This window comes from Enterobacter sp. RHBSTW-00975 (assembly GCF_013615235.1).
In the GTDB taxonomy this organism is placed as follows: Bacteria; Pseudomonadota; Gammaproteobacteria; order Enterobacterales; family Enterobacteriaceae; genus Enterobacter; species Enterobacter ludwigii.
Genome location: NZ_CP055883.1, coordinates 4,580,518 through 4,600,181, shown reverse-complemented (window position 1 = coordinate 4,600,181; position 19,664 = coordinate 4,580,518). Strand labels below are relative to the sequence as shown.

Annotated in this window: 20 protein-coding genes; 14 read left to right on the top strand and 6 right to left on the bottom strand. The window is 55.8% G+C overall.

Features of this window, described 5'->3' with window-relative positions; translation table 11 throughout:
• Window positions 1-14: 14 nt before the first annotated feature.
• Window positions 15-755 (bottom strand): uroporphyrinogen-III synthase, encoded by a 741-nt coding sequence (gene hemD, locus HV340_RS22265; RefSeq protein ID WP_059305959.1) that lies wholly within the window; start codon window positions 753-755, stop codon window positions 15-17.
• Window positions 752-1,693 carry a hydroxymethylbilane synthase gene (gene hemC, locus HV340_RS22260; RefSeq protein ID WP_032669623.1) on the bottom strand — a complete coding sequence of 314 codons (942 nt, stop codon included), beginning with the start codon at window positions 1,691-1,693 and terminating at the stop codon, window positions 752-754. Before hemC ends, hemD begins: the two co-directional genes overlap by 4 nt.
• A 346-nt stretch (window positions 1,694-2,039) precedes the next feature.
• Between hemC and cyaA the strand changes: the two genes are divergently transcribed.
• Window positions 2,040-4,583, top strand: a complete 2,544-nt coding sequence (cyaA, locus tag HV340_RS22255) for a class I adenylate cyclase (RefSeq protein WP_014172138.1) — start codon at window positions 2,040-2,042, stop codon at window positions 4,581-4,583.
• A gap of 43 nt (window positions 4,584-4,626) precedes the next feature.
• Here cyaA and cyaY read toward each other — a convergent pair whose 3' ends face one another.
• Window positions 4,627-4,947 carry an iron donor protein CyaY gene (cyaY, locus tag HV340_RS22250; protein WP_014172137.1) on the bottom strand — a complete coding sequence of 107 codons (321 nt, stop codon included), beginning with the start codon at window positions 4,945-4,947 and terminating at the stop codon, window positions 4,627-4,629.
• 135 nt (window positions 4,948-5,082) lie between these two features.
• Between cyaY and HV340_RS22245 the strand changes: the two genes are divergently transcribed.
• The 8 genes from HV340_RS22245 (at window position 5,083) to corA (ending at window position 12,016) form a co-directional block, all read left to right on the top strand.
• A complete protein-coding gene (locus HV340_RS22245; RefSeq protein WP_025202779.1) occupies window positions 5,083-5,286 on the top strand; it encodes a lipoprotein in 204 nt (67 codons plus the stop codon).
• Window positions 5,287-5,321: 35 nt separating this feature from the next.
• The gene (gene dapF / locus HV340_RS22240) at window positions 5,322-6,146 is read left to right on the top strand and encodes a diaminopimelate epimerase (RefSeq protein WP_059305960.1); all 825 of its coding nucleotides are present in this window, start codon (window positions 5,322-5,324) and stop codon (window positions 6,144-6,146) included.
• Complete coding sequence (locus tag HV340_RS22235; RefSeq protein WP_014172135.1) at window positions 6,143-6,850, top strand: DUF484 domain-containing protein; 708 nt, start codon at window positions 6,143-6,145, stop codon at window positions 6,848-6,850. Before dapF ends, HV340_RS22235 begins: the two co-directional genes overlap by 4 nt.
• Window positions 6,847-7,749 carry a tyrosine recombinase XerC gene (xerC, locus tag HV340_RS22230; protein WP_014172134.1) on the top strand — a complete coding sequence of 301 codons (903 nt, stop codon included), beginning with the start codon at window positions 6,847-6,849 and terminating at the stop codon, window positions 7,747-7,749. The genes HV340_RS22235 and xerC overlap by 4 nt, the downstream gene beginning before the upstream one ends.
• Window positions 7,749-8,465: a 5-amino-6-(5-phospho-D-ribitylamino)uracil phosphatase YigB gene (gene yigB / locus HV340_RS22225; RefSeq protein WP_014172133.1), complete on the top strand. Its 717-nt coding sequence runs from the start codon at window positions 7,749-7,751 to the stop codon at window positions 8,463-8,465. The genes xerC and yigB overlap by 1 nt, the downstream gene beginning before the upstream one ends.
• A gap of 80 nt (window positions 8,466-8,545) precedes the next feature.
• The gene (gene uvrD, locus HV340_RS22220) at window positions 8,546-10,708 is read left to right on the top strand and encodes a DNA helicase II (RefSeq protein ID WP_020882882.1); all 2,163 of its coding nucleotides are present in this window, start codon (window positions 8,546-8,548) and stop codon (window positions 10,706-10,708) included.
• 149 nt (window positions 10,709-10,857) lie between these two features.
• The gene (gene ysgD / locus HV340_RS24365; RefSeq protein WP_212743980.1) at window positions 10,858-10,914 is read left to right on the top strand and encodes a YsgD/CorL family protein; all 57 of its coding nucleotides are present in this window, start codon (window positions 10,858-10,860) and stop codon (window positions 10,912-10,914) included.
• Between the two features lie 151 nt (window positions 10,915-11,065).
• Entirely contained in the window at window positions 11,066-12,016 is a 951-nt protein-coding gene (gene corA, locus HV340_RS22215) for a magnesium/cobalt transporter CorA (RefSeq protein WP_020882881.1), read from the top strand.
• Between the two features lie 42 nt (window positions 12,017-12,058).
• On the opposite strand, the gene rarD is transcribed toward corA, so the two are convergent.
• Together rarD and yigI are read right to left on the bottom strand one after the other, a co-directional pair.
• Entirely contained in the window at window positions 12,059-12,955 is an 897-nt protein-coding gene (gene rarD, locus HV340_RS22210) for an EamA family transporter RarD (RefSeq protein ID WP_014172130.1), read from the bottom strand.
• A gap of 51 nt (window positions 12,956-13,006) precedes the next feature.
• Window positions 13,007-13,474, bottom strand: a complete 468-nt coding sequence (gene yigI / locus HV340_RS22205) for an acyl-CoA thioesterase YigI (RefSeq protein ID WP_014172129.1) — start codon at window positions 13,472-13,474, stop codon at window positions 13,007-13,009.
• Between the two features lie 161 nt (window positions 13,475-13,635).
• Between yigI and pldA the strand changes: the two genes are divergently transcribed.
• The 3 genes from pldA to rhtC all read left to right on the top strand — a co-directional run bounded on the left by pldA (window position 13,636) and on the right by rhtC (window position 17,107).
• Window positions 13,636-14,505 (top strand): phospholipase A, encoded by an 870-nt coding sequence (gene pldA, locus HV340_RS22200; protein WP_020882880.1) that lies wholly within the window; start codon window positions 13,636-13,638, stop codon window positions 14,503-14,505.
• A 90-nt stretch (window positions 14,506-14,595) separates the two neighbouring features.
• On the top strand, window positions 14,596-16,425 hold the full coding sequence (gene recQ, locus HV340_RS22195; protein ID WP_025202782.1) for an ATP-dependent DNA helicase RecQ: 1,830 nt from the start codon (window positions 14,596-14,598) through the stop codon (window positions 16,423-16,425).
• Between the two features lie 61 nt (window positions 16,426-16,486).
• Window positions 16,487-17,107, top strand: coding sequence for a threonine export protein RhtC (rhtC, locus tag HV340_RS22190; RefSeq protein WP_014172126.1), 621 nt, complete (start codon window positions 16,487-16,489; stop codon window positions 17,105-17,107).
• Here rhtC and rhtB read toward each other — a convergent pair.
• On the bottom strand, window positions 17,104-17,724 hold the full coding sequence (gene rhtB / locus HV340_RS22185; protein ID WP_032679213.1) for a homoserine/homoserine lactone efflux protein: 621 nt from the start codon (window positions 17,722-17,724) through the stop codon (window positions 17,104-17,106). The genes rhtC and rhtB overlap by 4 nt on opposite strands.
• A 109-nt stretch (window positions 17,725-17,833) precedes the next feature.
• Here rhtB and pldB point away from each other — a divergent pair, with 109 nt between their 5' ends.
• Window positions 17,834-18,826, top strand: coding sequence for a lysophospholipase L2 (gene pldB / locus HV340_RS22180; protein WP_020882879.1), 993 nt, complete (start codon window positions 17,834-17,836; stop codon window positions 18,824-18,826).
• A gap of 32 nt (window positions 18,827-18,858) precedes the next feature.
• On the top strand, window positions 18,859-19,659 hold the full coding sequence (gene yigL / locus HV340_RS22175) for a sugar/pyridoxal phosphate phosphatase YigL (RefSeq protein WP_020882878.1): 801 nt from the start codon (window positions 18,859-18,861) through the stop codon (window positions 19,657-19,659).
• The last annotated feature ends 5 nt before the right edge of the window (window positions 19,660-19,664 follow it).

Here is a 19,664-nt window from a genome sequence, read left to right as displayed (position 1 = left end):
TCCCATTATGAGAGTTATTGTAATGCGCGCAGCAGCGCATCGTTGTCAGCGTTATCAGCGATCCGAATATCTTGCCAGCCCAGTTCCCGGGCCTGGTTCGCCAGACGCTCACTGACGACCAGAAGCCGGCAGTGGAGTAACCAGTTTTCACGATACCAAAGGGGCACCAGCGACCAGAGCTGCTGCAGCATTTCGCCGCTGGTCACCACCAGGGTCGTAATACCGCGCATATGCCAGCGCATCGCCTCTTCCGCACCATCGTAATGTTTTGCACAACGCTGATAGCATTCGCAGAACGTGACCTCAGCCCCGCGTTCCCGCAGCGTTTCGCCCAACAGTTCGCGCCCGCCGTTACCGCGTAAAATGAGTGCACGCTTTCCGGCAATAGTTTGTAATTCAGGTAATTGTAGCAAGACTTCGCTGATTTCCCGATCTAACGGGTAACGAACGTCTGTTCCGCTTACGGTATGTAGCGCCAGTGCCGTTGTACGACCAATCGCAAAATAGTGAGGAGCGGTTGGCCAGTTAAGCCCGTGCTGTTGCAGCTGTGCCTGGGCAAATTCCACCGCATGTTGCGACAGCGCAAACAGCAAGTCGCCCTGCTGGAGGGTATTCATATGGTCGGCAAGCGCGGACAGCTCCCGACCGGGGGAGAATTCAATGAGCGGAAAACTCCAGGCCACCTGCCCCAGTGCGCGCAGACGGCTCACTAATTGCTCTCCTGCGGGAGAAGGGCGGGTGACAAGAATACTCATGCAGGGGGTTCTCCATTATAAACCTCAGCCAGGATCTCACGGGCGCCGTTATCCAGCAGCTCTTCTGCCAGCGACACGCCAAGCTGTTCGGCATCTTGCGCTTTACCACGACGTTCGCCGCGGACCATCTGTGAACCGTCCGGTGCGCCAACCAGCGCTCGCAGCCACAGTTCACCGTTAATTAATTCAGCATAGCTGCCAATCGGCACCTGACACCCTCCTTCGAGGCGGGTGTTCATGGCGCGCTCGGCGTTAACGCGGATGGCTGTCTCGTCATGGTTCAGCGGGGCAAGCAGCGCGCGGGTACGCTCATCATCCAGACGGCATTCAATGCCGACGGCACCCTGACCCACGGCCGGCAACGACAGCTCAGGCGGCAACGCGACGCGAATGCGCGACGTCAGCCCCAGGCGCTTCAGACCCGCAACCGCGAGGATAATGGCATCGTAATCGCCGTTATCCAGCTTGCTCAGACGCGTACCAACGTTACCGCGCAGCGAACGAATGATCAGGTCCGGACGACGTTCTGCCAGCTGACACTGACGACGTAAACTGGACGTGCCAACCACGCTGCCTTCTGGCAACGCATCGAGCGAATCATAGTGATTGGAGACAAACGCATCGCGCGGATCTTCACGCTCGCAAATGGTCACCAGCCCCAGCCCTTCCGGGAACTCGACGGGCACATCTTTCATCGAATGTACGGCGATATCGGCGCGGTTCTCAAGCAATGCCAGTTCCAGTTCTTTGACAAACAGGCCCTTGCCGCCCACTTTAGCCAGTGGCGTATCAAGGATCACGTCACCGCGCGTGACCATCGGCACCAGCTCGACGCACAATCCACTGTGGCAGGCTTCAAGGCGCTGCTTAACATAATGTGCCTGCCAGAGCGCAAGAGGGCTTTGGCGTGTGGCAATTCTCAAAACATTGTCTAACATGCTTGTTACCGTCATTATCAATCGCTAACCATCCTAACATTGTTGACTCTGGGATGGCAGTTTTACGGTGATGAAGAAGAGAGGGACAGGGCGGGGTTCTCGTCAGCCACAGTCGTATTAAGGAATTTACACGTACAGAACGGTGCTACACTGTATGTAGCGCATCTTTCTTTACGGTCAACCGGCAAGGTGTTAAATTGATCACGTTTTAGACCATTTTTTCGTCGGTACCACCATAATGATAAGGGCGAAAAAAGGTAACGGTTCTCTTTTTGTAATACTGCGGGTCCGCTGTTATTTCTGTTTTGAATAGCGTGCGACACCCGGAAACATCAGGCGATACGTCTTGTACCTCTATATTGAGACTCTGAAACAGAGACTGGATGCCATAAACCAACTGCGTGTCGATCGCGCGCTTGCTGCTATGGGCCCTGCTTTCCAGCAGGTATACAGTCTTCTGCCGACATTATTGCACTATCACCATCCGCTGATGCCTGGCTACCTTGACGGTAACGTTCCCAGAGGCATCTGTCTTTTCACGCCTGATGAAACCCAACAACACTACCTGACCGAACTTGAACTCTACCGTGGCATGCCGCCGCAGGAATCACCGAAAGGTGAACTGCCGATTACAGGCGTTTACACCATGGGCAGTACCTCCTCGGTTGGGCAAAGCTGTTCTTCGGACCTGGACATCTGGGTCTGTCATCAGTCCTGGCTCGATAACGACGAGCGTCAGCTGCTGCAGCGAAAGTGCAGCCTGCTGGAAAGCTGGGCCGCGTCGCTTGGCGTAGAAGTCAGTTTCTTCCTGATTGATGAAAATCGTTTCCGTCATAACGAAAGTGGCAGTCTGGGTGGTGAAGATTGCGGCTCAACCCAGCACATCTTACTGCTGGATGAGTTTTACCGTACTGCCGTTCGCCTGGCCGGTAAGCGTATTCTGTGGAATATGGTGCCCTGCGACGAAGAAGAGCATTACGACGATTACGTAATGTCGTTGTACTCCCAGGGTGTGCTGACACCAAATGAATGGCTGGATCTGGGTGGCCTCAGTTCGCTTTCCGCCGAAGAGTACTTTGGCGCGAGCCTCTGGCAGCTCTATAAAAGCATTGATTCGCCGTATAAGGCCGTGCTGAAAACCCTGCTGCTGGAAGCCTATTCCTGGGAATACCCCACGCCGCGTTTGCTGGCGAAAGATATCAAGCAGCGTCTGCACGACGGAGAAATTGTCTCCTACGGGCTGGATGCTTACTGCATGATGCTTGAACGCGTCACCGAATACCTGAAAGCCATTGATGACACCACGCGTCTCGATCTGGTGCGTCGATGTTTCTATCTCAAAGTCTGTGAAAAACTCAGCCGCGAACGCGCATGCGTGGGCTGGCGTCGTGAAGTGGTCAGTCAGTTGGTTAAAGAGTGGGGATGGGACGAAGAACGTCTGTCGATGCTTGATAACCGCGCCAACTGGAAAATCGATCAGGTGCGTGAAGCGCACAACGAACTGCTCGACGCCATGATGCAAAGCTACCGCAACCTTATCCGCTTTGCGCGTCGTAACAATCTCAGCGTTTCCGCCAGCCCGCAGGATATCGGGGTGTTGACGCGTAAACTGTACGCGGCGTTTGAAGCATTGCCGGGTAAAGTCACGCTGGTTAACCCGCAGATTTCACCGGACCTGTCAGAACCGAACCTGACCTTTATCTATGTGCCGCCGGGCCGCGCAAACCGCACCGGGTGGTACCTGTACAACCGTGCGCCAAGCATGGACTCGATCATCAGCCATCAGCCGCTGGAATATAACCGCTACCTGAACAAGCTGGTGGCCTGGGCCTGGTTCAACGGCCTGCTGACCTCGCGTACCCGACTGTTTATCAAAGGCAACGAGGTTGTCGATTTAGCCAAACTGCAGGAGATGGTGGCGGATGTCTCCCACCACTTCCCGCTGCGTCTGCCGGCACCGACGCCAAAAGCGCTCTACAGTCCGTGTGAAATTCGCCATCTGGCGATCATCGTCAACCTGGAATATGACCCGACGGCGGCCTTCCGCAATCAGGTGGTCCATTTTGATTTCCGCAAGCTGGATGTCTTTAGCTTTGGCGAGCAGCAAAACTGCCTGGTGGGCAGCGTAGACCTGCTGTACCGCAACTCGTGGAACGAAGTGCGTACTCTGCACTTCAACGGCGAGCAGGCGATGATCGAAGCGCTGAAAACGATTCTTGGCAAGATGCATCAGGATGCTGCGCCGCCGGACAGCGTTGAGGTGTTCTGCTATAGCCAGCATCTGCGCGGTCTGATCCGTACCCGTGTGCAGCAGCTGGTTTCGGAGTGCATCGAACTGCGCCTCTCCAGTACCCGTCAGGAAACCGGTCGCTTTAAAGCGCTGCGCGTCTCCGGACAGACCTGGGGCCTGTTCTTCGAGCGCCTGAATGTTTCAGTACAGAAGCTGGAAAACGCCATCGAGTTCTACGGCGCCATTTCGCACAACAAGCTGCATGGCCTGTCAGTGCAGGTGGAAACCAACCACGTGAAACTGCCACAGGTCGTGGATGGCTTTGCGAGCGAAGGGATTATTCAGTTCTTCTTTGAAGAGTCGGGTGACGACGCCGGTTTCAACATCTACATCCTGGATGAGACGAACCGCGCTGAGGTTTATCACCACTGTGAAGGCAGTAAAGAGGAGCTGGTGCGCGACGTCAGCCGCTTCTATTCGTCCTCACATGACCGCTTTACCTACGGCTCCAGCTTCATCAACTTTAACCTGCCGCAGTTCTACCAGATTGTGAATGTAGACGGACGTTCGCAGGTGATTCCGTTCCGTACGCAGGCCGTTACGCCAGCGGTTCCGGCCAGCCAGGACACTACCCCGCTGTTGCAGCAGTATTTCTCCTGACAATTTTTGCCCGGTATGCAGCGCACCACCGGGCAAAACAGACTCAACGAAAACGCACGTCTTCGCCTGCCTGCGCGGTCGCCGCCTGTTCCAGCAGATCCCAGAACGTTTCGCCGCTACGGTCACACACCCATTCACCCTCTTTCAGATCAAAATGGTAGCCACCCTGTTTGGCGGCCAGCCAGACCTGGTGAAGCGGCTCCTGGCGGTTAATAATAATTTTGCTGCCGTTTTCGAAGCTCAGGGTCAGAATGCCGCCGTTGATCTCACAATCGATATCGCTGTCGCCGTCCCAGTCGTCAAGCCGCTCTTCGATGGTCATCCATAAGGTGTCTGCAAGGCGATGGAATTCACTGTCGTTCATGGTTTTGTTCCTGTTTTTCGTGATGCCGGCAGTATAACGCTAAATAATTCCCGTTGCAGGAAAGCGGCAAACTCTTGCTTTTGTGTCTTCTCCTGCGATGATAGAAACAGATTTGAACTTACGGGCAACTTTATAATGAAAAACGTTTTCCGAACGCTTGCCGTTCTCATCACGCTGTTTAGTCTGACGGGCTGTGGACTGAAGGGACCGCTTTACTTCCCGCCAGCGGATAAAACGGCGCCGCCGCCGACGAAACCTGTGCAAAGCGGTATTGAGTCTTCCACGCCAGACACGAACGATCGTGGCAATAATGGTGGTCCGACTCAGGTTAATCTCTGACGATTACGTTCTGTACCCGCGCAATGGAGCGAATGATGCAGTTCTCTAAGATGCATGGCCTTGGCAACGATTTTATGGTCGTCGACGCGGTAACGCAGAATGTCTTTTTCTCCCCGGAACTGATCCGCCGCCTGGCGGATCGGCATCTGGGCGTGGGGTTCGATCAGCTGCTGGTGGTTGAGCCGCCGTACGATCCTGACCTCGATTTCCACTACCGTATTTTTAACGCTGACGGCAGTGAAGTCTCCCAGTGCGGCAACGGTGCGCGCTGTTTTGCCCGCTTTGTCCGCCTGAAAGGGCTGACGAACAAGCGCGATATCCGCGTCAGTACCGCGAATGGTCGCATGGTGCTCAGCGTCACCGATGACGATCTGGTTCGCGTGAATATGGGCGAGCCGAACTTTGAACCTTCCGCTGTGCCGTTTCGCGCAAACAAAGCGGAAAAGACCTATATTATGCGTGCGGCCGAGCAGACAGTATTGTGTGGCGTCGTCTCGATGGGAAACCCGCACTGCGTGATTCAGGTTGATGATGTAGAGACCGCCGCCGTTGAAACCCTCGGCCCGGTGCTGGAAAGCCATGAACGCTTCCCGGAACGCGCGAACATTGGTTTTATGCAGGTGGTGAAGCGTGAACACATCTGTCTGCGGGTGTATGAACGCGGCGCGGGCGAAACCCAGGCCTGCGGAAGCGGTGCCTGCGCGGCAGTGGCCGTCGGCATCGCTCAGGGGTTACTGGCAGAAGAGGTTCGCGTGGAGTTACCAGGCGGTCGTCTTGATATCGCCTGGAAAGGACCGGGTCATCCGCTGTTTATGACTGGCCCGGCGGTACATGTCTATGACGGGTTTATCCATCTATGAAGCAACCAGGGGAAGAACTGCAGGAAACGGTGACGGAACTGGACGACAGTGCTGTTGTTGATTATCTGCTGAACAATCCCGCGTTTTTTATTCGCAATGCACGTCTTGTCGAACAGATGCGCGTGCCGCATCCGGTGCGCGGGACCGTGTCGCTGGTCGAATGGCACATGGCCCGCGCGCGCAACCACATCAATCAGCTTGAAGAGAACATGACGCTGCTCATGGAACAGGCGAACAATAACGAAAGCCTGTTCTATCGACTGCTGCATCTGCAGGCGCGTCTGGCCTCGGCCCACAGCCTTGACGAGTTTCTCAGCCGTTTCCACCGCTGGGCGCGAGAACTGGGGCTTGCAGGCGCAACCCTTCGTCTCTTCCCCGACCGCTGGCGCATTGGTGCACCGTCTGGTTTCACCCATCTGGCACTGAGCCGTCAGGCGTTTGAGCCGCTACGTATTCAGCGCCTGGGTCATCAACATCACTATCTGGGGCCGCTGAACGGACCAGAACTGCTGGTGGTATTGCCAGAAGCCAAAGCGATTGGTTCGGTGGCCATGTCACTGATGGGGCGCGATGGTGACTTAGGCGTGATGTTATTTACCAGTCGCGACGCGCATCACTATGAGCAGGGGCAAGGTACGCACCTGTTGCAGGAGATCGCCCTGATGCTGCCTGAGCTGCTGGAGCGCTGGATTGAGCGCGTATGACGGACGGACTTCTTGCCACTGACGTCGCGCGATTTCTGCGCTACCTGGGGGTTGAACGTCAGCTTAGCCCCATAACGCTGCTGAACTATCAGCGTCAGCTTGATGCCATCATGCAGATTGCCGATGAAATCGGCCTGAAAAGCTGGCAACAATGTGACGCTGCGACGGTTCGTGGCGTCGTCGTGCGTAGCCGCAGGAAAGGGTTAGGTCCGGCGAGTCTGGCGCTCAGGCTCTCTGCCCTGCGCAGTTTCTTCGACTGGCTGGTGAGCCAGGGCAGCCTTAAAGCCAACCCGGCGAAAGGCATTGCCACGCCAAAAGCACCGCGTCATCTGCCTAAAAATATCGACGTCGATGATGTCAATCGCCTGCTGGATATCGATCTTAACGATCCGCTGGCGGTGCGTGACCGCGCGATGCTGGAGGTGATGTATGGTGCCGGACTGCGTCTGTCAGAACTGGTCAACCTCGATATAAAACATCTCGATCTGGACACCGGCGAAGTGTGGGTGATGGGCAAGGGCAGCAAAGAGCGCCGCTTGCCGATTGGTCGCAACGCTGTCGCCTGGATTGAGCACTGGCTTGACCTGCGCGGGCTGTTTGGCGCGGAAGAAGATGCGCTGTTCCTGTCGAAACTCGGCAAGCGGATCTCGGCGCGTAACGTGCAGAAGCGTTTTGCGGAGTGGGGCATTAAGCAGGGGCTGAACAGCCATGTTCACCCGCACAAGCTGCGCCACTCTTTTGCGACCCACATGCTTGAATCAAGCGGCGATCTGCGCGGTGTGCAGGAACTGCTCGGCCACGCGAATTTGTCCACCACCCAAATTTATACCCACTTAGACTTCCAGCACCTTGCCTCGGTGTATGACGCGGCGCATCCACGCGCCAAACGGGGGAAATAATGCGTTTTTACCGCCCACTGGGTCAGATTTCAGCCCTTACCTTTGACCTTGATGACACCCTTTATGATAACCGCCAGGTGATCCTGCGTACCGAGCAGGAGTCGCTGGCGTTTGTGCAGAACTATCACCCGGCGCTGAAGACGATGCAGAACAAGGACTTCCAGCAGCTGCGTCAGTCCCTGCGGGAGACCGAGCCGGACATTTACCATGACGTGACCGAATGGCGTCGACGTGCGGTTGAGCAGGCGATGCTGAATGTTGGTATGAGCGCGCGTGATGCGGCGATAGGGGCTGAAGCGTCCATGGAAAACTTCGCCAAATGGCGCAGCCGTATTGATGTGCCACAGGAGACCCACGATACGCTGGCCGCGCTGGCAGAGAAGTGGCCGCTGGTGGCGATTACCAATGGCAATGCCCAGCCTGAGCTGTTTGGTCTTGGCGATTATTTTGAGTTTGTGCTGCGCGCGGGCCCGCACGGGCGCTCGAAACCGTTTAACGATATGTATCACCTGGCGGCGGAAAAACTGAACCTGCCGCTCGGCGAAATGTTGCATGTGGGTGATGACCTGACCACGGACGTGGCCGGGGCGATCCGCTGCGGCATGCAGGCCTGCTGGATCAAGCCGGAAAACGCTGACCTGATGACAACGCCGGACAGCCGTCTTCTGCCGCACGTGGAAATTTCACGGTTGGCATCCCTCACGACGCTGATATAATCATCAATTGTTCTGTATAAATTAACAGGGTTTTGGCGAAGGAATCACATTCGCCTGCCTGACATTACGTGACGGTGCCAATGGACGTTTCTTACCTGCTCGACAGCCTTAATGACAAACAGCGTGACGCGGTTGCCGCTTCGCGCACCAACATGCTGGTGCTGGCTGGGGCGGGCAGTGGTAAGACACGCGTGCTGGTACACCGTATTGCGTGGCTGCAGAGCGTGGAAAACTGCTCGCCGTACTCCATTATGGCGGTGACGTTTACCAACAAGGCGGCGGCAGAAATGCGCCACCGAATCGCACAGCTGATGGGCACCAGCCAGGGCGGCATGTGGGTGGGGACTTTCCACGGTCTGGCGCATCGCCTGCTGCGGGCGCACCATATGGACGCTAACCTGCCGCAGGATTTCCAGATCCTCGACAGCGAAGATCAGCTGCGTCTGCTGAAGCGTCTTATCAAGGCGATGAATCTCGACGAGAAGCAGTGGCCGCCGCGTCAGGCAATGTGGTACATCAACGGCCAGAAAGACGAAGGGCTGCGTCCGCACCATATTCAGAGCTTCGGCAACCCGGTCGAGCAAACCTGGCAGAACGTTTATAAAGCCTATCAGGAGGCGTGCGATCGCGCAGGTCTGGTGGACTTTGCTGAGCTGCTGCTGCGTGCGCACGAGCTGTGGCTCAACAAACCGCATATCCTGCAGCACTATCGTGAACGCTTCACCAATATTCTGGTGGACGAATTCCAGGATACCAACAACATCCAGTATGCATGGATCCGCCTGCTGGCCGGTGATACCGGCAAGGTGATGATCGTCGGTGATGACGATCAGTCCATCTATGGCTGGCGTGGGGCGCAGGTGGAAAACATTCAGCGCTTCCTCAATGATTTCCCCGGTGCTCAGACCATCCGTCTGGAGCAGAACTACCGTTCGACCAGCAACATTCTGAGCGCCGCCAACGCCCTGATTGAGAACAACAACGGGCGTCTGGGTAAAAAGCTGTGGACCGATGGCGTTGACGGTGAACCGATCTCTATCTACTGCGCATTCAACGAACTTGATGAAGCGCGCTTTGTGGTGAACCGTATTAAAACCTGGCAGGACAACGGTGGCGCGCTGGAGCAGTGTGCCATTCTCTATCGCAGCAACGCCCAGTCGCGCGTGCTGGAGGAGGCGTTGCTGCAGGTGAGTATGCCGTACCGCATTTACGGCGGCATGCGCTTCTTCGAACGTCAGGAGATCAAAGACGCGCTCTCGTATCTGCGTCTGATCGCAAACCGTAATGACGATGCGGCGTTTGAGCGCGTGGTGAACACCCCAACCCGCGGCATCGGTGACCGTACCCTGGACGTGGTGCGTCAGGCCTCCCGCGATCGCCAGCTGACACTCTGGCAGGCGTGCCGCGAGCTGTTGCAGGAGAAAGCGCTCGCCGGACGTGCAGCCAGCGCCTTACAACGCTTCCTGGAGCTGATTGATGCCCTGGCACAGGAAACGGCCGATATGCCTCTGCACGTACAGACCGACCGGGTGATTAAAGACTCCGGTCTGCGCACCATGTATGAGCAGGAGAAAGGCGAAAAGGGCCAGACCCGTATTGAGAACTTAGAGGAACTGGTGACGGCAACGCGCCAGTTCAGCTACAACGAAGAAGACGAAGATTTGATGCCGCTGCAGGCGTTCCTCTCCCACGCGGCGCTGGAAGCGGGTGAAGGGCAGGCAGACACCTGGCAGGATGCGGTTCAACTTATGACCCTGCACTCCGCCAAAGGTCTGGAGTTCCCGCAGGTGTTTATCGTCGGGATGGAAGAGGGGATGTTCCCGAGCCAGATGTCGCTGGATGAAGGTGGGCGTCTGGAGGAGGAGCGTCGTCTGGCCTATGTTGGCGTGACGCGCGCGATGCAAAAGCTGACGCTGACCTATGCCGAAACCCGACGCCTGTACGGTAAAGAGGTGTATCACCGTCCGTCGCGCTTTATCGGCGAACTGCCGGAAGAGTGCGTGGAAGAGGTGCGCCTGCGCGCCAGTATCAGCCGCCCGGTCAGCCATCAGCGTATGGGCTCGCCGATTGCTGAAACGGACACCGGCTACAAGCTGGGTCAGCGCGTGCGTCATGCTAAGTTTGGTGAAGGCACCATCGTCAATCTGGAAGGTAGCGGCGAGCACAGCCGCCTGCAGGTGGCGTTCCAGGGGCAAGGTATCAAATGGCTGGTGGCAGCCTACGCCAGGCTGGAAACTGTGTAACTTTCAGAAAAATATCATTATTTTGTAATAATCTGCTAGCCTTATACGTTGAAGGTCAATTAATGCCCTTCAGCGTTCCGTTGCGTGTTGACGCCACTATTACTGCTGGCGTAACATGCGCGCACGATTACGCTAAGAGGACATTCGCCTTGGACACACCCAGTAGATACTGGCTCAATTCCCTGTCATCCAGGAACAACTCCTAAGGCTATCTCCTCTTGCTGATGGCCTTAGTGGTTGTCAGCGACCTGCATTATTCCCGTCGCGCTGAGTCAGGCTGTTTAATGGTCTGAAACCCAATTTGTTTCTGTGTGCCCACCGAACTGTCCGATATTTTTTGCATTGGGAGTCCCGGTCATGTTGAGCGCATTTCAACTCGAAAATAACCGACTGACTCGGCTTGAAGCCGAAGAGTCACAGCCCCTCATTGATGCCGTATGGGTGGATCTGGTCGAGCCGGACGACGATGAGCGCCTTCGCGTACAATCTGAGCTGGGGCAAAGCCTGGCAACCCGCCCGGAACTGGAAGACATCGAAGCATCTGCTCGTTTTTTTGAAGATGAAGACGGTCTGCATATTCACTCCTTCTTCTTCTTTGAAGACGCCGACGATCACGCGGGTAACTCCACCGTGGCGTTTACCATTCGTGACGGTCGCCTGTTTACCCTGCGCGAGCGTGAGCTGCCCGCGTTTCGTCTCTACCGCATGCGCGCCCGTAGCCAGGCGATGGTCGACGGTAATGCCTACGAACTGCTGCTGGACCTGTTTGAAACCAAAATCGAACAGCTGGCGGATGAAATTGAAAACATCTACAGCGACCTGGAAAAGCTGAGCCGCGTCATTATGGAAGGTCATCAGGGCGATGAATACGACGAAGCGCTCTCGACGCTGGCAGAGCTGGAAGATATCGGCTGGAAGGTTCGTTTGTGTCTAATGGATACCCAGCGCGCGCTGAACTTCCTGGTGCGTAAGGCGCGTCTGCCGGGCGGTCAGCTGGAGCAGGCGCGTGAGATCCTGCGCGATATCGAATCCCTGCTGCCGCACAATGAATCGTTGTTCCAGAAGGTCAACTTCCTGATGCAGGCAGCGATGGGCTTTATCAATATCGAGCAGAACCGCATCATCAAGATCTTCTCGGTGGTCTCGGTGGTCTTCCTGCCACCGACGCTGGTGGCCTCGAGCTACGGGATGAACTTTGAGTTTATGCCGGAGCTTAAGTGGAGCTTTGGCTACCCTGGCGCGATTATCTTTATGATCCTCGCCGGGCTGGCGCCGTACCTCTACTTCAAGCGCCGTAACTGGCTGTAAACTTCAGGCGGGTGGCGTTGTGCCTGCCCGCCTCATCACCGCTTACAATCCTTTGCGCGTTCTGCGCTGGGTATAAAGGGCGTCTGCAACAAAAATCGCCAGCGCCACCCAGATAAAGGCAAACGTCACCATCTTATCTGCGCCCGGTACTTCGCCGTAAAACACTACTGCCAGCAGGAACATCAGCGTCGGACCGATGTACTGAAAGAAGCCCAGCGTGGAGAGACGCAGGCGCGTCGCGGCACCGGTGAAGCACAGCAGAGGAATGGTGGTTACCACACCGGCCGCCATCAGCATCAGATTCAACGACAACGGGTTACTGCCCATATGGCTGGTTGCGCTGTCGGCAATACCAAACAGGTAAATCGCCGCGACCGGCAATAGCCACAGGGTTTCAAACAGCATCCCGGTCTGCGCTTCCACGGCTATTTTCTTCCGGACCAGCCCGTAAAACGCAAAGCTGAACGCCAAACCCAGAGCGATCACGGGCAGCGAACCGAAGGTCCACAGTTGAACCAGCACGCCGCAAAAAGCGAGGATGACCGCCAGCCACTGCATGCGACGGAAGCGCTCGCCCAGGAAAATCATGCCCAGAACAATGTTGACCAGGGGATTAATAAAATAGCCCAGGCTCGCTTCGAGCATGTGATGGTTATTGACTGCCCAGATAAAGAGCAGCCAGTTGCCGCCTATCAGCACGGCTGAGAGGGCCAGCAGGAACACCTTTTTCGGCGTTTTCAGCAGCGTTTTGACGCCAGACCACTGACGGCTAACGCTCATCAGCGCGATCATAAAGAAAAACGACCAAATCACACGGTGTGTGAGGATCTCGTCAGCGGGTACGTAAGCGATAAACTTGAAGTACGCCGGTGCGATACCCCAAATAAAATAAGCGGCAAGGGCGAGTAGTACGCCCTGCCGCGTTTGTTTAGCATCCATCGGGATAATCCGTTACAAAAAAGTGAATTAATTTTACCCGATTTTAGGGTTTCAACCCACCATATAAGTGGCAGTTGCGCTGGCGATATAGACCTGCTCTTCGTTATGCAATTCAACGCGGGCGACGGCAACCTTATTCCCGGCGCGCAGCAGGCTGCTGGTGGCGGTAAAACGGTTTCCGCGCCCGGGACGCAGGTAATCGACGCGTAAATCGATGGTGCCCATACGCGACAAACGCTGGCGCAACTCGTCTTCATTGATGGTGTCATGGCGCGTCAGCGTACTGCCCACACAGACCAGGCCCGCCGCCACATCCAGCGCTGAGGCAATCACCCCGCCGTGCAAAATACTCTGCGCCCAGTTGCCTACCATCATCGGCTGGTTGTTGAAGCTGAGCTGGGCAAACGCTTTCTCGTAGCGCTCGAGTTCCAGACCCAGTGCACGGTTAAACGGCATATGGTAAACAAAAATCTCGCCCACGAGTTTTAACGCTTCTTCGGCGGTAAGCATGGCTGACATGAGGCATCACATCCTTATTGTTAATAAAATGTTGATTTTATGCTTCAGCAATAAGGAATTCCACTTTCAGAAACGAGGATGCAGCAGTTGTCGCAGAAGTATGTAGAATATCCGCCACATAACAATTCAACTAATTAACTCTTTGCAGGAGAACACCACCGATGCGGACGTATCTGGCCTGGTTACTGGCGGCGGTTGCGCTGCCCCTCACAGCATATGCCCAGGAAGCGACGATTAAAGAAGTTCACGATCAACCTGCCGTGCAGGGCAGCATTATCGCGAACCTTCTTCAGGAACATGATAATCCGTTCACGCTGTATCCGTATGACACCAACTACGTGATATACACGCAGACCAGCGATCTCAACAAAGAGGCGATAAGCTCCTATAACTGGTCCGATAATGCGCGTAAAGACGAAGTGAAGTTCCAGTTAAGTCTCGCGTTCCCGTTCTGGCGCGGCATTCTGGGACCGAATTCGGTGCTCGGCGCCTCTTACACGCAGAAATCCTGGTGGCAGCTTTCCAACAGTGGCGAATCTTCACCGTTCCGTGAAACCAACTATGAGCCGCAGCTGTTCCTCGGTTTTGCGACCGATTATGAATTCGCGGGCTGGACGCTGCGTGACATTGAGGTGGGCTTTAACCACGATTCAAACGGACGCTCCGACCCTACCTCGCGCAGCTGGAACCGTGCCTATACGCGACTGATGGCGCAAAACGGCAACTGGATGGCGGAAGTGAAGCCGTGGTTCGTGGTGGGCGATACCGACGACAACCCGGATATCACCAAATATATGGGTTACTATCAGCTCAAAATCGGCTATCAGTTGGGTGACGCGGTGCTGAGCGCCAAAGGTCAGTACAACTGGAACACCGGTTACGGTGGTGCGGAACTGGGCCTCAGTTATCCGGTGAGCAAGCACGTTCGCCTCTATACTCAGGTTTACAGCGGTTACGGCGAGTCGCTTATCGATTACAACTTCAACCAGACCCGTGTAGGTGTGGGCGTGATGCTGAACGATATTTTCTAGGCAGCTCGAATGTTTTTTCGTTAAACGTTGAAGTTTCTCTCTCAGGCGCTGAAAATAGCGCCTGTTTTATTTCTGGCAAATGGGGTTAACGTGGCGCAGGCGGAAGTATTGAATCAGGAATCGCTGGCTAAACAGGTTTTGCATGAAACCTTTGGCTACCAGCAGTTCCGCCCTGGCCAGGAAACCATCATTGAAACCGTGCTGGAAGGCCGCGATTGTCTGGTGGTCATGCCTACCGGCGGCGGTAAATCCCTCTGCTATCAGGTGCCCGCGCTGGTGCTCAACGGCCTGACGGTCGTGGTATCGCCTCTTATTTCCCTGATGAAAGATCAGGTCGATCAGCTCCTTGCCAACGGCGTGGCGGCGGCCTGTCTTAACTCCAGCCAGACCCGCGAGCAGCAGCAAGAGGTCATGGCCGGTTGCCGTACCGGGCAGGTTCGCCTGCTGTATATCGCGCCGGAACGTCTGATGCTGGATAACTTCCTCGATCATCTGTCGCACTGGAATCCGGTCCTGCTGGCGGTGGATGAAGCCCACTGTATCTCCCAGTGGGGACATGATTTCCGCCCGGAATATGCGGCGCTCGGCCAGCTCCGTCAGCGTTTTCCCGAACTGCCGTTTATGGCGCTCACCGCGACGGCAGATGACACCACGCGTCAGGATATCGTCCGGCTGCTGGGGCTGAACGATCCGCTGATTCAGGTCAGCAGCTTCGACCGCCCGAACATCCGCTACATGCTGATGGAAAAATTCAAGCCGCTGGATCAGCTTCTGCGCTACGTGCAGGAGCAGCGCGGGAAGTCCGGCATCATCTACTGCAACAGCCGCGCGAAGGTGGAAGACACGGCCGCGCGCCTGCAGAACCGTGGTTTTAGCGCCGCCGCCTACCATGCCGGGCTGGAAAACGCGGTTCGCGCCGATGTGCAGGAGAAATTCCAGCGCGATGACCTGCAGATTGTGGTGGCGACGGTGGCGTTCGGAATGGGGATCAACAAGCCGAACGTGCGCTTCGTCGTACACTTCGACATTCCGCGCAATATCGAATCGTACTACCAGGAGACCGGCCGCGCCGGGCGTGATGGGCTGCCTGCAGAAGCCATGCTGTTTTACGATCCGGCCGACATGGCGTGGCTGCGCCGTTGTCTGGAAGAGAAACCGCAGGGCCAACTGCAGGATATCGAACGCCACAAGCTCAACGCGATGGGCGCGTTTGCCGAAGCGCAAACCTGCCGCCGTCTGGTGTTGCTCAACTACTTTGGTGAGGGGCGTCAGGAGCCGTGCGGCAACTGCGATATCTGTCTTGACCCACCAAAGCAATACGATGGCCTGATGGATGCGCGCAAAGCGCTCTCGACCATCTATCGTGTGAACCAGCGCTTCGGCATGGGCTACGTGGTGGAAGTGTTACGTGGGGCGAATAACCAGCGTATCCGCGACATGGGACACGATAAGCTGCCCGTCTACGGTATCGGCAAAGACCAGAGCCACGAGCACTGGGTGAGCATCATCCGTCAGCTGATTCACCTGGGCTTTGCCACGCAAAACATTGCCCAACATTCCGCGCTTCAGCTTACCGAAGCGGCACGTCCGGTGCTGCGCGGGGATATCGAACTGAAGCTCGCGGTTCCGCGCGTTGTCGCCCTGAAGCCGCGGGTGATGCAAAAATCGTACGGCGGCAATTACGACCGCAAGCTGTTTGCCAAACTGCGCAAGCTGCGTAAAGCCATTGCTGATGAAGAGAACATTCCGCCCTACGTGGTCTTCAACGATGCGACGCTTATCGAGATGGCAGAGCAGACGCCGCTCAGCGCCAGCGAAATGCTCAGCGTCAACGGTGTTGGTACGCGCAAGCTGGAACGCTTTGGCAAAGAGTTTATGGCGCTTATCCGTGCTCATGTCGACGGTGACGATGAGGAGTAGTCAGCCAGCCTAAAAAATGTCAGGATGGTGACTCACTTAATTATTTCCCTGCGAGTTAATTATGTTAATGCTATTTCTTACCGTGGCGTTAGTGCACATCGTTGCGCTCATGAGCCCGGGCCCTGACTTTTTCTTCGTGTCACAAACCGCCGTCAGCCGCTCCCGCAAAGAAGCGATGATGGGGGTGCTGGGTATCACCATGGGCGTTATGGTCTGGGCGGCCGTGGCGCTGCTTGGTCTGAACCTGATTCTGGCGAAGATGGCCTGGTTGCACAACATCATCATGGTTGGCGGGGGGCTTTACCTTTGCTGGATGGGCTACCAGATGCTGCGCGGGGCGTTGAAGAAAGAAGAGAAAAAGCCGGAAGAACCGAAAGTTGAGCTGGCAACGGGCGGCCGGAGTTTTATTAAAGGGCTGCTCACCAACCTGGCGAACCCAAAAGCGATTATCTATTTCGGCTCCGTGTTCTCCCTGTTTGTGGGTGACAACGTGGGGGCGGGTGCGCGTTGGGGCATTTTCCTGCTGATCGTGGTGGAAACTTTTGCGTGGTTTACCGTGGTTGCCAGCCTGTTTGCCTTACCGGCGATGCGCCGCGGTTACCAGCGTATTGCGAAGTGGATTGACGGCTTCGCCGGCGCGTTGTTCGCCGGCTTTGGCATTCATCTCATCATTTCTCGCTAAGCATGACGCGCTGACGCAAGCAGCGCGCCTACCAGCATAAACAGCGAACCAAAGACTTTGTTCAGGGCCTTCATCTGCTTAGGCCCTTTAATCCACACCGCAATCCGCTGCGCCAGCGTCGCGTAACCAATCATCACGATGATATCGACAACAATGGTGGTCGCACCCAGCACCACGTACTGCATGACCTGTGGCTGATGCGGGACGATAAACTGCGGGAACAGCGCGGCGAGGAAAACAATACTTTTCGGGTTGGTCAGGTTCACAAACACCGCGCGTTTAAACAGGCGTCCGCGTGTTTGCGTCTGGGCGAGCGTATTAAGATCAATTGAGCCTGCTGCACGCCACTGCTGAATACCGAGCCAAATCAGGTACGCGGCACCGGCCCATTTCAGCACATCAAAGGCCAGTACCGAGCGGGAGAACAGCGTACCCAGACCAATGCCCACCAGCACGATATGAATGCCCAGACCGGTCTGCAAACCGGCAATGGATGCCGCGGCACCGCGATAGCCGTGGTTGATGGAGGTGGTCATGGTGTTAATGGCGCCTGAACCTGGGGAAAGGCTAAGGATGATGGATGTCAGCAGATAAGCGAACCACCACTCGAAGGTCATTTGAAACTCCCGAATTGTCTGTTTTTATGCCACAATACGCTATTGTTACGTCATTTTGTGACCGGTGACGAAAAAACGATATTCCTTGGCTTACGGGGGTGGAAACCCGATGTTTCAGCAGAAAAAGGACTGGGAAACACGAGAAAACGCATTTGCTGCTTTCTCTATGGGGCCGCTGACCGATTTCTGGCGTCAGCGTGAGGAAGATGAGTTTACGGGTGTTGGCGATGTTCCGGTACGCTTTGTGCGTTTCCATGATGAGAAAAACGATCGGGTGATCGTGGTCTGTCCGGGACGTATCGAGAGCTACATCAAATACGCTGAACTGGCCTATGACCTGTTCCATCTGGGCTTCGATGTGTTGATTATCGACCATCGCGGGCAGGGGCTTTCTGGCCGCTTATTGTCGGACACGCATCGCGGTCATGTGGATAACTTCAGCGATTACGTCGACGATCTTGCCGCCTTCTGGCAGCAGGAAGTTCAGCCGGGCCCGTGGCGTAAGCGCTATATTCTGGCGCACTCCATGGGTGGGGCGATTTCGACGCTGTTTTTACAGCGCTATGACCACCAGTGTGATGCCATTGCGCTTACCGCGCCGATGTATGGCATCGTCATGCGTTTTCCGGACTGGATGGTGCGCCATATTCTCGACTGGGCTGAGGGCCATCAGCGCATTCGTGAAGGATATGCCATCGGGACAGGGCGCTGGCGCGCGCTGCCGTTTGCCCTCAACGTATTGACCCATAGCCGGCAGCGTTATCGCCGTAACCTGCGTTTTTATGCCGATGAACCGCGCCTGCGCGTCGGTGGCCCGACATATCACTGGGTGCGGGAAGGGATCCTTGCCGGTGAACAGGTGCTTGCTGGTGTTGGTAAAGATGATACGCCGACACTTCTGATTCAGGCTGAAGAAGAGCGTGTGGTGGATAACCGCATGCATGACCGCTTTTGTGAACTCCGCGCTGCCGCCGGTCACCCTTGCGAAGGGGGTAAACCGCTGGTCATCAACGGCGCGTACCATGAGATCCTTTTTGAAAAGGACGCTATGCGCTCAGTCGCGCTCAACGCCATTGTTGAATTTTTCGACAGGCATAATTGATTGTTGTTTTACCACCAGAGGTTGAAATCCCTATGTACCAGGTTGTTGCATCTGATTTAGATGGCACGCTGCTTTCGCCCGACCATACCCTGTCGCCTTACGCGAAAGAGACCTTAAAGCTTCTGACCGCCCGCGGGGTGAACTTCGTGTTTGCCACCGGCCGCCACCACGTGGACGTGGGGCAGATCCGCGATAATCTTGAGATCAAATCGTACATGATCACCTCCAACGGTGCGCGCGTGCACGATACCGATGGCAACCTGATCTTTACGCATAACCTGGATCGCGACATTGCCGCCGATCTGTTCGGCGTAGTGCATAACAACCCGGACATTATCACTAACGTTTATCGCGATGACGACTGGTTCATGAATCGCCATCGCCCGGATGAAATGCGTTTCTTCAAGGAAGCGGTATTTAACTATTCCCTGTACGAGCCAGGCCTGCTGGAGCCGGAAGGGATCAGCAAGGTGTTCTTTACCTGCGAAAGCCACGAAGCGTTGCTGCCGCTGGAACAGGCGATTAATGCGCGTTGGGGTGACCGCGTCAACGTGAGTTTCTCGACCCTGACCTGTCTGGAAGTTATGGCGGGGGGTGTTTCCAAAGGGCACGCGCTGGAAGCCGTAGCAAAACGTCTGGGCTTCGAACTGAAAGACTGTATCGCCTTCGGTGATGGCATGAACGACGCCGAGATGCTCTCTATGGCGGGCAAAGGCTGCATTATGCAGAATGCACACCAGCGTCTGAAAGACCTGCACCCGGAACTGGAAGTGATTGGGTCTAACGCTGACAACGCGGTACCAAAATACCTGCGCAAACTGTTCCTTGAATAATCTTC